We start from the raw sequence: 12,199 nt of genomic DNA, 5'->3' as shown, positions 1-12,199 counted from the left end.
CCTTGGGGGCGGGCTCCGTCTTGGCGGCGGGCGGAGGCGGCGGCATGGGCAGCGCCTCCTTCATGGGCTTCTCGTCGCGAGCCGGCGCGGCCTTCTCCACCGGAGGGCTCGCGGGGGCGCTGGACGACGAACCCCCACCCTTCTTGTAGAACGCCAGGTAGCTGCCGGCGCCCGCGGACACCAGACCCGCCAGCACGCCGATGTCCGCCACCAGCGCATACGTCTTGCCGGTGCTCTTCAGGTCCTCCGCGCGCGTGCTGCCTTGCGGCGCGGTCTTGAACGCGTCCGACTTGGAGGAGGCCTCCAGGCCGAAGTAGATGCCGCCCGCCAGGAGCGCCACGCCCGTGGCCAGCAGCACGTAGCCCGCGGTCTTGCGGCTCACGCCTCCGCCGCCAGCGAAGTGCTTCACCGGCTTGCCGTCGACGCGCGCCGCGTCCTGGCCGACGAGCCCCGTCAGCAGCGCCTCGGAGCCCGTGGCCATCGCGTCACCGCGCGGCACCTGGCCCATCGCGTACGCCAGGTTGTGGCCGTCCGCCACGTCCATGCGCAGGCCGGTGACGGTCAGGGGCGCGTTGCCCGGACCGCCGCGCACCAGCAGCGCCAGCACCTGCGGCACGTCCGCGAGCACGCCCAGCTCCTGCAGCGCCTGGTCCCGCTCCTCGTCGTCGGCGTTCTTCGCGATGCGCTCCACGAGCGCCGCGTAGCGCTGCTGCACCGGCAGCTTCGCGAGCGAGAAGGAGGACTCGCCCTCGCGCGCCCGGCCTTCCGTCACGGCGTAGCCCGGCGCCACCAGCGTCACGTAGTGGTCCGCGCGCGTCAGGCCGGTGAGCGCCAGCGGGGACACGCCCCGGTAGGTGCCGTCCACGAACACCTGCGCGGCGGCGGGCTGCGAGCTCACGTTCAGCGTGGCCTGCGCGCCCTCCAGCTGCGACTTGCGCTCCTTCTCCACGAAGGCGACTTCCTCGGGCGGGAAGAAGTTGGGGTTGAAGGTGGCGCGCGGATCCACCGCGAGCACGCCGCGCATCTCCAGCTCCGCGGCCTTGTTCTCCCCGTTGGCCACCTGCGTCGCGGCCTTCATCACCCGCGCGCGGCTGAGCAGCGGGAACGCGCGCGACAGGTCCGCCTGCTCGTAGGCCTTCACCGCCCTGTCGAAGCTCTGGAGCGCCTTCACGGTGTCCAGTTCGTCGTAGGCCTTGGCGCCGTCCTTGAACGCTGCGTTGCCCTCCACCGCCTTCGTCTGGCGCGCGGTCGCGCCCTGGGCGTCCAGCGCGTCCGACAGACGGACCAGCTCCAGCCGGCCGGAGCGGGCCACGGCCTGCTCCGCCCAGTGCGCCAGCGCCAGCGCCTCACCCTCCAGCGAGGCATCCACGGGAATGGCCACCACCGCCACGCGGGGGCCCGCCGCCGTCGGCAGCGTTCGCGGCATCAGCCGCAGCGGTACGTGTTGTTGCTGCGCGGCCGCGGGGCCCACGGCCAGCATTCCCACCAGCCAGCCACTGAGCGTCGCGTGCAGCGCGCGATTGAAAGGACGTCGCATCCGGTCTCCCTCGTTGCTGTGCGCATTACACGCACTGCGAGGCGGAACGCCAGCCTCGAAAGGGGTTTCAGCGACCCGCGGTGCTCCCGGTGGCCCGGGACGCGGGCCCTGGCGCCAACCCATGGAGGTAGTTGAGCGCGACCTTCAGCTGTGGATCCGCGAGCTTCGCCGTCACCGCCCAGTCCTTCAGGTTCGCGGGCAGGGTCCGGGGATGGGCGGCGACCTCCGACGTCGTCTGGGACGGCTCCGCCTTGAAGTGGCCCCGCAGGTCCTTCTCCCGGGGTGCGTCACTCCCCGGCTTCCCTGTGGAATCCTCCGGCACCAGGAAGTCCGGGGTGATGCCCTTCTCCTGGATGCTGCGACCCTTGGGCGTGTAGTAGCGCGCGATGGTGAGCTTCAGGCCGGAGCCGTCCTCCAGCTCGATGATGGTCTGCACGCTGCCCTTGCCGAAAGTCTGCGTGCCCATGATGACCGCGCGGCCGTGGTCCTGGAGCGCGCCCGCGACAATCTCCGACGCGGAGGCGCTGCCCGCGTTGACCAGCACCACCAGCGGGTAGTCCTTCTCCGTGTCGCGGTCGCGGCTCTTCTCCTCGGAGGCGTTGCGGCCGTCGCGCCCGCGCGTGGACACGATGGGCAGGTTGCCCGGCAGGAAGCGGTCGCTCATGGCCACGGCCTGGTCCAACAGGCCGCCGGGGTTGTTGCGCAGGTCCAGCACCAGGCCGTCCAGCTCCTTGCCGCCGTTGAGCGCGCGCAGCCGGTCCAGTTCCTTTTTCAGCGACTGGTCCGTGCGGTCCTGGAAGTTCTTCACCTTCACGTGACCGATGCCGTCGTAGAGCGCGCTCTCCACGGACACGATGCGGATGTGGTCGCGCAGGATGGCCAGCTCCCGGGGCGCGTTGAAGCCCGCGCGCATGAGCGTGAGCAGCACCCGGCCACCCGCCGGCCCGCGCATCTTCTGGAGCGCGCGGCCCAGGTCCATGCCCTGGGTGCTCTCCCCGTCGATGGCGAGCAGCTCGTCCCCGGCCTTGATGCCCGCGCGCGCCGCGGGCGTATCGTCGATGGGCGCCACCACCACCAGCCGGTCGCCCTTGCGCGCGATTTCGATGCCCAGGCCGCCGAACTCACCGGACGTGTCGATCTTCATCTCCCGGAACACCTCCGGGGGCATGAAGAGGGTGTGCGGATCCAACGTGTCGAGCATCCCCTGGATGGCGCCCTGGACGAGCGTCTTCCGGTCCACGCTCTCCACGTAGTTGTTCTCCACGTAGGAGAGCACTCGCGCGAACAACTCCAGCTGGCGGTACGCGGACTCCTCCCGGCCGGCCGCGTCCCCTGGCTTCTGCGCGAGCACGGGCGCGCCCCACAGCAGGAGCGCGGCGAATCCCATGCACCACGGCTTCGGGAAACGGATCACGGGAGCGCGTCCTCGGGGGTCGGGTGGAAGGGGCCGTCGCAAGGCCCCCGAGTCTACACCCGGCCCGCCGGACGATTCCCGCCCTTAGAGGCGAGCCCGGTCCGCGAAGCCCACCAGGTGGGACACGAACGCGTCCGGCCGCTCCATCTGCGGCACGTGGCCAAAGCCCTCCACCACATGCACCTCCGCCTGGGCGGGCAGGTGCTGCCGGTACCAGGCGAGGATTTCCGGGGGCAGGAGCCGCTCGCTGCCGCCCCAGAGGAAAAGCACCGGCATCTTCAAATCCCGCACCGCCTGGGGCGCGATGCTCGCCTGCGTCGCGAGCGCATCCGCCGCCAGCGCCTGCACCGTGGGCGTCGTGTAGAGCCTGCTCAGCGCCGGCGCGAGCAGCAGCGCGCCCAGGGGCGGCCGGTGGAAGAGCTTGCGCGTCAGGGCGCGGACATCCGCGCTCGACTTCACCGCGAAGTGCCCCAGCAGCGCCGCCAGCGCCTGCGGCGTCAGCTCCGCGCCCGCGGGGGCCACCAGCGCCAGCGCCTTCACCCAGGCGGAATGCTCGGAGGCCAGGTTGACGGCCATGGCGCCGCCCAGCGAGTTGCCCACCACGAGGGCGGGCGTCTTCACCACCTGCTCGAAGTAGGCGCGCAGCACGTCGAACTGGCCCTGCACGCAGGTGGGGCCGCCGCAGTACTCGCCAGAGAAGCCGTGGCCCGGCAGGTCCGGCGCGAGCACGCGGGAGAAGCGCTTCGCCAGCCCGAAGAACGTGCGCCCGAAACCGTTGGCGGACCCGCCCAGCCCGTGCACCAGCACCACCGGCGGACCCTTGCCCTGGCCCTCCAGCGCGTAGTGGTGCACCGCCTGCCCACCCACGTTCACCGTCTCCGACTCCACGCCCCGCGCCACCAGCACGCGGCGCATCGCTTCCTGCATCCCACCCATCAGGTCCACGCGAAGGCCTCCTTCCTCACCAACGACCGCTGCCCCGCACCTTCTAACGCCTCCGCATCTTGGACGCAGCGCATCAAACAGACAATGTCAGGGCGTCCCGGCGGCGGCGGTCGCGGGGGCGAGCCAGGGGGCGGGGTCGACGGCCTGCCCGGCGCGACGGACCTCGAAGTACAGGTAGGCGCCCTTGAGGGAGCCGGTGTCTCCCACCTCCCCCACCACGTCGCCCGGAGTCACCCGCGCGCCCACGGCGACGGCGATGGTGGCGAGGTGGGCGACCAGGGTGTGGAAGTCGTCGCCGTGGTCGACGATGAGCAGGTTGCCGTAGCCGCGCAGCCAGCCCGCGTAGACGACAGTGCCCTCGGCCACCGCGTGCACGGGGGTGCCCGCCGCGGCGCGGATGTCCACGCCCTTCTGCACGGTGACGGTGTTGAAGCGTGGGTTCACCACGCGGCCAAAGCCCACCTCCACGATGCCCGTCACGGGCCGGGGCAGCTTGCCCTTCAGGGCGCCGAAGCCGCTCGTCGCGGGGGCCTCGTGCAGGTCCACCAGCATGCGGGTGAGCTCCGCGTCCGCGCCTTCCAACTCGCGCACGGCGCGCTTCGCCAGCTCCGCTTCGCCGGCCAGCTTCCCCACCACCTCCTCCAGCGCCTCCTGCTGCGCCTGGGCCTGCTTCGACTGTTGCTGGAGGAAGGCCACGCGCTGCGACAGCGAGGTGTGCAGCCGCTTCAGCTCCAGCGTCGCCTGCCGCTGGAGGGTCGCCACGTGCTGCACGGTGCGCAGCAGCTCCAGGTCGCCCGCCATGCTGGCCTCCAGCGCGCGGGCGCGCCACATGAGCGCGGCGAAGTCGTCCGCGGACAGGAGCACCTCCAGCGGGCGGCGGCGCTGGAGCCGGTACAGGGTGCGCAGACGCGGGGACAGCCGGCGCAGCTGGGCGCGCAGGGCTTCGCGCAGCACGGCCTCCTCTCGCTCGGCCAGCGCGACGCGGCGGCGGAAGAGGTTCAGGTCGCCCTCCAGCGCGCGCACGCGGCGGCGGGAGAAGGCGGCCATGTCCTCCATCAGCTCCATGCCCTCCAGCACGGAGAGCTTCTTCGCCTCCACCAGGGCCAGCGTGGCGCGCTGCGCGGTCAGCTTCTCGCGGATGGCCGCGCGCTCCGCCTCCTCGTCCGGCTGGGCGAACGCGGCGCTCGCGCCCAACAGCGCCATGAGCCAGACGAGCCGTCTCATACGCGCAGGAAGCGCCCCACCGCGACGAAGCTGCCGCCCAGGCCCAGCGCGCAGCCGGCCGCGAGCAACTCCAGCGCGGTGCGCGTCTCCACCCACGGCGCGGCCACGCCCGGCCCCAGGAGGAACGCGAAGAGCGAGCCCAGCGTGGGCCCCAGGAGCCGGCCGAACAGCCACAGCCCGCCCACCGCCACCAGCGCGCCCAACAGCCCCTGCAGCAGTCCCTCCAGGAGGAACGGCGCCTTCACGAAGCGGTCGGTGGCGCCCACCAGCTTCTGGATTTCAATCTCCTCGCGCCGCGAATAGATGGCCAGCTGGAGCGTGGCCGCGACGATGACGATGGTCGTCCCCAGCACCACCACCAGCGCCACCAGCGCCCCGAAGCTCAGCGCGCGGGCGATGGCGGACAGCCGCTCCACCGCGGCCTCTCCGTAGTCCACGCCGGTGACGCCGGGCAGCGCGCGCAGCTCCTTCGCCAGGGCCGACAGCGCCGCGGGGGAACGACGCGCCTCCGGCACGCGCAGCTCCAGCGTCGCGGGCAGCGGGTTCTCCGGCAGCTCCGACAGCGCCTCACCCAGGTCGCCTAGCTCCTGCTTGAGCCGCTTCAGCGCCGCTTCCGGCGGCACCACCGTCACCTCGCCGTGGCTCAGCTCCACCACGCGCGTGTGGACGCCGTGCACCTCGTCTTCACCCAGCTGCGGCGCCAGGTAGAGCGTCACCTCCACCTCGCCGCCCAGCGACGCGAGCAGGTTGTCCACCACGTGCGACGCGCCCCGCGCCAGCCCCGCCGCGAACAGCGCGATGGCGATGGTGGACACGGCGATGAAGTGCACGAAGGGCGCGTGCTTCAGCCCCCCGGCCGCCGAGCGCCAGAAGTAGGCCACCTTCGACAGCACGCTCATACCAGCATCCGCCGCGCCGCCTTGACGCCGTCCTCGTCGGAGACGATGAGCCCGCGCTCCAGGCGCACCGTGCGCTTCTGGTAGCGCGACAGGAGCGTGGCGTCGTGCGTGGCCACCATCACCGTGGTGCCCCGGATGTTGATGTCCGTGAGCAGGTCCATGATTTCAACGGTGAGCGCCGGGTCCAGGTTGCCCGTGGGCTCGTCCGCCAGGAGGATGGTGGGGTCGTTCACCAGCGCGCGCGCAATCACCACGCGCTGCTGCTCTCCACCCGACAGCCGCAGGGGCAGCGAGTTCGCCTTGTGCTCCAGCCCCACGAGCTTGAGCATCCGGTGCACCTTCTCGCGCGCATCCGAGCGGGGCACACCCAGCACGTCCAGCGTGAAGCCCACGTTGTCCGCGACGCTGCGGTGGGGCAGCAGCTTGAAGTCCTGGAACACCACGCCGATGTTGCGCCGCAGGTACGGCACCGCCGACTCGCGGATGCGCGCGATGTTCTTCCCGCCCACCAGGATTTGACCCTTGGTGGCCTTCTCCCCGCAGAAGATGAGCTTGAGCAGCGTCGTCTTCCCGGCGCCGGACGGGCCGGTGAGGAAGACGAACTCGCCCTTCTCCACGTTCAGGTTGATGTCCTGCAACACCGGCGGATCGCCGGGATACGCCTTGTAGACGTGGAAGAACTGGATCATGTCCGGAGAAGCGCGAGGCCCTCCGGGCAGCGTACCACGCCCCCGGAGCCCGCCCAGGAACGGGCCGGGCGTCGCCGGAGGGCAGCACCGCGCGAGCGGCCTTAGGAGGGCTCGCCCTCGCTCGCCAGGTAGCTGAGGATGACCTCGTCCAGGCTCTTCTCGGAGATGAGGTCCTCGCCGAAGAGCGTCTCCACGCCCACCTCGTTGATCCGCGGCTTCTCCTTGAGGGCGCGCGCGGCGGCCACTTCCGGAGGCAGATGTGAGGCGGGGGCCACGACGGGAGGAGGCGGCGGCGTGGGGGGGCGCGGCTGCGCGGGCGCTTGCGGCGGCAGCTTCGGCTGCGCGGCCATCTCCGCGTCCGTCGCGAGCTGGCCGGGCTGATACGAACGGACCGTGGACTCGTAGTTGTCGTACACGCCGTTGATGAGGTTGCGCAGCATCTCCTTGTGCTGCTCCTCCATCAACTCGCGCACAACCTCCGCCAGGTTCTCCGCGTTGAGGATGTCCGCGTAGGACGTCTTCTTGGACGCGAGGATGTTCCCGCCCACGAACAGGTGGGTGATGATGTGGGGGTTGTTGACGCCCGAGTCCTCGGTCTGGACGTGGTAGACCTTCCCCTTGTGCTTGATGTTGTGATTGAAGCCAGTGACGGCTTTTTCGAAGGTTTTCGCCATTGCCGAGGTCGGGCACCGTAGCAGCGGGGTCCAGGCTTCACAAGGTAAGCGTCACGCGCTCCGCACCTCTTTTTTCGTGCGTGCCTGCCCGCTTCCCGCCGGTGTGCGTCCGCCACCTTCTGACACCCTCCGTGTACGGATCCACACGAGGGCACCGGCCTGGCGGGCATGGGCGGCTCTGTTGAAAAGCCGAAAGGCCCTGGGGTACGTAAACCCCTCTGACGATCGCGCCGTCAGTCCCTCCCTCCCTGCCGCGGCCGGAACACCACCGATGAAAAAGCCGGACACCATCGCGGAAAAGGTCCGCCTGCAGGATGCCCAGGCGCTCGCGCAGGGCTACTCGCCCGCCATCCGCGCCATGGAGATTGCCTCCATCATCGCGTTCGTGGGCCTGGAGAGCGTGCTCGTCTACAAGCTCTGGAGCACCCACCACACCGGGCCGTGGATGCTGATCCTGGCGGTGGTGCTGGGCTACCTGGCCGCGGACTTCGTGTCCGGCTTCGTCCACTGGATGGGCGACACGTGGGGCTCCACGGAGATGCCCGTTCTGGGCAAGGCGTTCATCCGCCCCTTCCGCGAGCACCACGTGGACGAGAAGGCCATCACCCGCCACGACTTCGTGGAGACCAACGGCAACAACTGCCTCGTGTCGCTGCCGGTGGCGGCGCTCGCGGTCGCCGTGCCGCTCGCCGGCCCGGGCTGGGTGTTCCTGGCCGCGTTCCTGGGCGCGATGATCTTCTGGGTGATGGCGACCAACCAGTTCCACAAGTGGTCCCACCTGGATGAGCCGCCCGCGATCATCAACTTCCTGCAGCGCGTGCACCTCATCCTGCCGCCGGACCACCACCGCATCCACCACACCGCGCCCTTCAACCAGTACTACTGCATCACCGTGGGCTGGATGAACCGGCCGCTGAAGATGATCCACTTCTTCCCGCTGATGGAGCGGCTCATCACCTGGGTCACCGGTCAGCTGCCGCGCCAGGACGACATCGGCACGGAGGCCGCCCAGGCGCTCGTCGCCGTGGACGGCGCCCAGGAGGTGCCGGTCATCCAGGCGGCCAAGGAGCTGCTCAAGTCCTCCGCCGAGGAGCCCACGGCGAGCGTCTCCACGCCCCCCGTGCGCTGAAGGCCGGGCCCCAGGCGGCAAGGCCGCCTAGAAGCGCAGGTCCACCTGCTCCGCGGAAGGAATGGGGCGCCCCAGGAAGCGGGCCCCCACCTCCACGAAGCGCTCCGGCACGTCGGTGACGAAGAAGGCGTGCTCGGGCGCGCCCACGGACGCTGGCGCCAGCAGCCCCTTCTCCTCCAGCAGCTGGGCCACCGCCTCCGCCGTGGCCTCCGCCGAGTCCACCAGCGACACGTGCGGCCCCACGACCTCGGCGATGACGCCCTTGAGCAGCGGGTAGTGGGTGCAGCCCAGCACCAGCGTGTCCACCCCATCGCGCGCGAAGCCGGCCAGGTACTCACGGGCCACGAGCAGCGGCACGTCGCCGTTCGTCCACCCCTCTTCCGCCAGGGGAACGAAGAGCGGGCACGCCGTCGCCTTCACCGCGATCTTCGGGTTGCCCGCCTCCAGCGCCCGCTGGTACGCGCCGGAGCGGATGGTGCCCGGTGTTCCGATGACGCCCACCCCGCCGCCCCGGGTGCGCTGGAGCGCCGTGCGGGCCCCGGGCTCAATCACGCCCAGCACCGGCACCGGCAGCGCGGCCTGGAGGGCGGGCAGCGCCGCGGCGGAGGCGGTGTTGCACGCCACCACCAGCAGCTTGATGCCGCGCTCCAGCAGGAACTCCGCGTTCTTCAGCGAGTAGCGCGTCACCACCTCGCCGGACTTGGTGCCGTAGGGCACCCGCGCGGTGTCTCCCAGGTAGAGCGTGCGCTCGTGAGGGAGCCGCGCCATGAGCGCCTTGAGGACCGTGAGCCCTCCGATGCCGGAGTCGAACACGCCGATGGGACCGTGGCTGTCTTGCCGCATGGGGTGAGTCCCTATCACGTTTGATGCCAACGCCCCCCGCACCGCCCGCCTGCCCCCCAGAACGCACGAAGGGCCGGAAGCCTGGAAGGCCTCCGACCCTTTCATGCCGCCCGGCCCGGGTGGGCCTTGGCGACTACTGCACGCGGTCGAGCGGAGCGATGGCGGCCTCCGCCGCGCTCGGGAAGTCGTGGGCGTAGACGCGCAGGCTCAGCATGTCCGCTCCCCGGGGCGAGATGTAGCGCCGGCCGTTCGTGCCGTTCGCCTGCAGCGACACGAAGTACTCACCGGGGCGCAGGAACTCGAAGACGGCCGGGGACTGGCTGCAGGAGAACCACTGGCCGGCCTCTCCGTAGACCCACTCGTTGGTGTGCACGTCCTGGAAGTTGATGCCCACCTCGCTCACGCCGGCCTGGTTGCAGTTGAGCTTCGTGTTGCCTTCGTAGAGCTGCCAGCCCACCGCGGCGCCGCCAATGGCCCAGGTGTTCGCCGTGATGGAGGCCGGGATACCCGCCTGCGAGGTGAAGCCGCCACCGTAGTAGTAGAGGGGCCGCTCGAACGAGTCGACGCCCACGATCTCCAGGTAGTGCTGCCCGGGGGCGAACTCCGGCGTCTCGATGTAACGACCCTCGCTGCCCTGGTTGCAGTTGAAGCGCCCCCACGGGCCGTCATCCACGCGGGCATCCACATAGGCCACCCCGGCCTGGCCGCAGGAGGGGTAGTACGAGCCCGCCTCCGTCGGGAACAGCCAGTTCACATAGGCGTAGGCGGTGGAACCCGTGCGGCCCGTGTTGAAGTTGATGGGCACCGCCGTGTTGCCGTCCACCGAGAAGGTGCCGCGGTACGAGTAGACCGCCACGCCGTCGTAGTCCACCGCCTGCGCCGTGAACGAGTACGTGCCGGGCGCGAAGTCGTGCAGGACGATGCCGTCGAAGCCGTTCGCCGAGCAGGGGTACTTGCCGTCACCCTCGAGGATCTCGCCGTCGATGTAGATGTCCACACCGTCGATGTCCCGCATCTGGCCGCAGGTGGCGCCATCGAAGCTCCACGACATCCGGACGTCGCCGGGGTAGCGGTTGTCTTCGATGATGCAGCCAGAGAGTCCTGAGGAGAGGCAGAGGAATGCGGCGAGCGTTCTCGCGTTCATGGTGGGCATCCGTGGTTCGGTTTCGGGAAGTTGAGGTCGTCGGCCCGTAACAACCCTCCAGACGACCAGCCCCGGGAATTATTCAGTGCCGTCCAAAGCAACCGGGCGTCGTAAGCATGTTTGACCCACCCGAGGACGGAATGTTACGCGCTGGACCCCATGATACCCCACCTGCCACTGGCCTTTGGCGCCATGAACTACGTGGAGATCATCCGCGACGCGTCGTTCATCGAGCTCGCGGTGCTCCTCCTCCTGATGGGCGTCTCGGTCGCCTCCTGGGCCCTCATCGCCATGAAGGCCACCCAGCTGTCGCGTGCCCGCGCCCAGTCGCTTACCTTTCTTGACACGTTCTGGAAGGCGTCCCGGCTGGAGGCCATCTATCAGTCCGCCCAGAAGCTGGAGGGCTCGCCGCTGTCGAAGGTGTTCTGCGCGGGCTACGAGGAGCTGAGCAAGCTGGCGCAGACGGACAACAAGGAAGGCGCCGAGGCCGCGATGAGCGCCAAGCTGGGCGGCATCGAGAACGTGGAGCGCGCGCTCAACCGCGCGGCCACGGCGCAGATCACGGAGCTGGAGAACCGCGTGTCCTTCCTGGGCACGGTGGGCGCAGCGTCTCCGTTCGTGGGGCTGTTCGGCACGGTGATTGGCATCCTGGGCGCGTTCAACAACATCGCGGAGCAGGGCAACGCCACGCTGGCCACGGTGGCGGCGCCGGTGGGCAACGCGCTCTTCGCCACTGCGGCGGGGCTGTTCGCGGCCATCCCGGCGGTGGTCGCGTACAACTCGTTCGTCAGCCGCATCAAGGTGTTCGACACGGAGATGTCCAACTTCTCCGCGGACTTCCTCAACATCATCAAGCGGCACTTCTTCCGCTAGGGGACCCGTCACATGGGCATGGGCGGAGGCAAGGGCGGTGGTGGCCGCACCACGATGAGCGAGATCAACGTCACGCCCATGGTGGACGTGATGCTGGTGCTGCTCATCATCTTCATGGTGACGGCGCCCCTCATCCAGCAGGGCGTGAAGGTGAATCTCCCGGAGACCAAGGCGGCCCCGGTGGAGGCGACGGAGAAGAAGGTCGTCCTCTCCATCGACGCGGGGCGCAAGGTCTACATCGGGGATGCGGAAGTTCCGCTGGAGGAGCTGGAGACGAAGCTCGCCGCCAACGCCAAGGCGCAGGCGGACAAGGAAGTGTACCTCCACGCGGACCGCGACGTGCCGTACGGCGTGGTGGTGGAGGTGATGGCCGCGGCCCAGCGCGCGGGCATCGCCAACGTGGGGATGATCACGGAACCGGCCACGGGCTCCAAGGCGTCCAACTCCGGCAAGGCCGCCCCCGCCCCGTCCGGCGCCAAGGGCAAGCCCAAGGAGGCGAAGCGCTAGCCCATGAGTTCCGCGGTGACCCACAGCCTGCTGGTTTCACGGCCCACACGGCTGTCTCGCTTCCTCGTCGTCTCCGTGGTCGGGCACGTGGCGGTGGTCGCCGCGGCGCTGCTGTACGCGGGCTTCTCGTCCGCGCCGAAGGTGAACCTGGACCAGAAGCCCATCAACGCGTCGCTGGTGCGGCTGGGCAAGCCGCGTGACCCCAAGCTCCTGCCGCGCAAGGAAGTGGCGCAGCCGCCGCCCAAGGAGGTCGTGGCGAAGCCCACGCCCACGCCGCCCGCGGAAACGCCCGCGCCCTCCCCCGCCGCCGTGGCGGTGCCC

At 70.1% G+C, this 12,199-nt stretch carries 12 protein-coding genes and 1 pseudogene; 4 read left to right on the top strand and 9 right to left on the bottom strand.

The annotated features are described in order from the left end of the window. The 7 genes from D7Y15_RS38510 to D7Y15_RS38480 all read right to left on the bottom strand — a co-directional run. Positions 1-1,537 (bottom strand): PEGA domain-containing protein (locus D7Y15_RS38510; RefSeq protein ID WP_121755687.1); only part of this gene is annotated, 1,537 nt, incomplete at its 3' end. Between the two features lie 67 nt (positions 1,538-1,604). Next, positions 1,605-2,951, bottom strand: coding sequence for a S41 family peptidase (locus D7Y15_RS38505; RefSeq protein ID WP_121755686.1), 1,347 nt, complete (start codon positions 2,949-2,951; stop codon positions 1,605-1,607). 84 nt (positions 2,952-3,035) lie between these two features. After that, positions 3,036-3,896 carry an alpha/beta fold hydrolase gene (locus D7Y15_RS38500; protein WP_120580665.1) on the bottom strand — a complete coding sequence of 287 codons (861 nt, stop codon included), beginning with the start codon at positions 3,894-3,896 and terminating at the stop codon, positions 3,036-3,038. 87 nt (positions 3,897-3,983) lie between these two features. Further along, entirely contained in the window at positions 3,984-5,120 is a 1,137-nt protein-coding gene (locus tag D7Y15_RS38495; protein WP_199746036.1) for a murein hydrolase activator EnvC, read from the bottom strand. After that, positions 5,117-6,019: an ABC transporter permease gene (locus tag D7Y15_RS38490; protein ID WP_120580666.1), complete on the bottom strand. Its 903-nt coding sequence runs from the start codon at positions 6,017-6,019 to the stop codon at positions 5,117-5,119. Before D7Y15_RS38490 ends, D7Y15_RS38495 begins: the two co-directional genes overlap by 4 nt. Then, positions 6,016-6,708, bottom strand: a complete 693-nt coding sequence (gene ftsE / locus D7Y15_RS38485; protein WP_120580667.1) for a cell division ATP-binding protein FtsE — start codon at positions 6,706-6,708, stop codon at positions 6,016-6,018. Before ftsE ends, D7Y15_RS38490 begins: the two co-directional genes overlap by 4 nt. A 101-nt stretch (positions 6,709-6,809) precedes the next feature. Further along, entirely contained in the window at positions 6,810-7,382 is a 573-nt protein-coding gene (locus D7Y15_RS38480; RefSeq protein ID WP_121755685.1) for a hypothetical protein, read from the bottom strand. A 271-nt stretch (positions 7,383-7,653) separates the two neighbouring features. Between D7Y15_RS38480 and carF the strand changes: the two genes are divergently transcribed. Continuing rightward, positions 7,654-8,511, top strand: a complete 858-nt coding sequence (carF, locus tag D7Y15_RS38475) for a plasmanylethanolamine desaturase (protein WP_120580669.1) — start codon at positions 7,654-7,656, stop codon at positions 8,509-8,511. A 27-nt stretch (positions 8,512-8,538) separates the two neighbouring features. Here carF and murI read toward each other — a convergent pair whose 3' ends face one another. After that, entirely contained in the window at positions 8,539-9,354 is an 816-nt protein-coding gene (gene murI, locus D7Y15_RS38470) for a glutamate racemase (RefSeq protein WP_121755684.1), read from the bottom strand. A gap of 133 nt (positions 9,355-9,487) precedes the next feature. Continuing rightward, positions 9,488-10,498: a hypothetical protein gene (locus D7Y15_RS38465; protein ID WP_148712973.1), complete on the bottom strand. Its 1,011-nt coding sequence runs from the start codon at positions 10,496-10,498 to the stop codon at positions 9,488-9,490. Positions 10,499-10,657: 159 nt separating this feature from the next. Here D7Y15_RS38465 and D7Y15_RS38460 point away from each other — a divergent pair, with 159 nt between their 5' ends. The 3 genes and pseudogenes from D7Y15_RS38460 to D7Y15_RS38450 all read left to right on the top strand — a co-directional run. After that, on the top strand, positions 10,658-11,371 hold the full coding sequence (locus D7Y15_RS38460) for a MotA/TolQ/ExbB proton channel family protein (protein WP_120580672.1): 714 nt from the start codon (positions 10,658-10,660) through the stop codon (positions 11,369-11,371). 12 nt (positions 11,372-11,383) lie between these two features. Further along, entirely contained in the window at positions 11,384-11,878 is a 495-nt protein-coding gene (gene tolR / locus D7Y15_RS38455) for a protein TolR (RefSeq protein ID WP_120580673.1), read from the top strand. A gap of 3 nt (positions 11,879-11,881) precedes the next feature. Further along, positions 11,882-12,199, top strand: a pseudogene (locus tag D7Y15_RS38450) (energy transducer TonB); the annotation flags it as partial.

The sequence above is a fragment of the Corallococcus sp. AB030 genome, assembly GCF_003668965.1.
Taxonomy (GTDB): domain Bacteria; phylum Myxococcota; class Myxococcia; order Myxococcales; family Myxococcaceae; genus Corallococcus; species Corallococcus exiguus.
The sequence above is the reverse complement of the archived record's forward strand: the minus strand, read 5'-3'. Positions and strand labels throughout refer to the sequence as shown.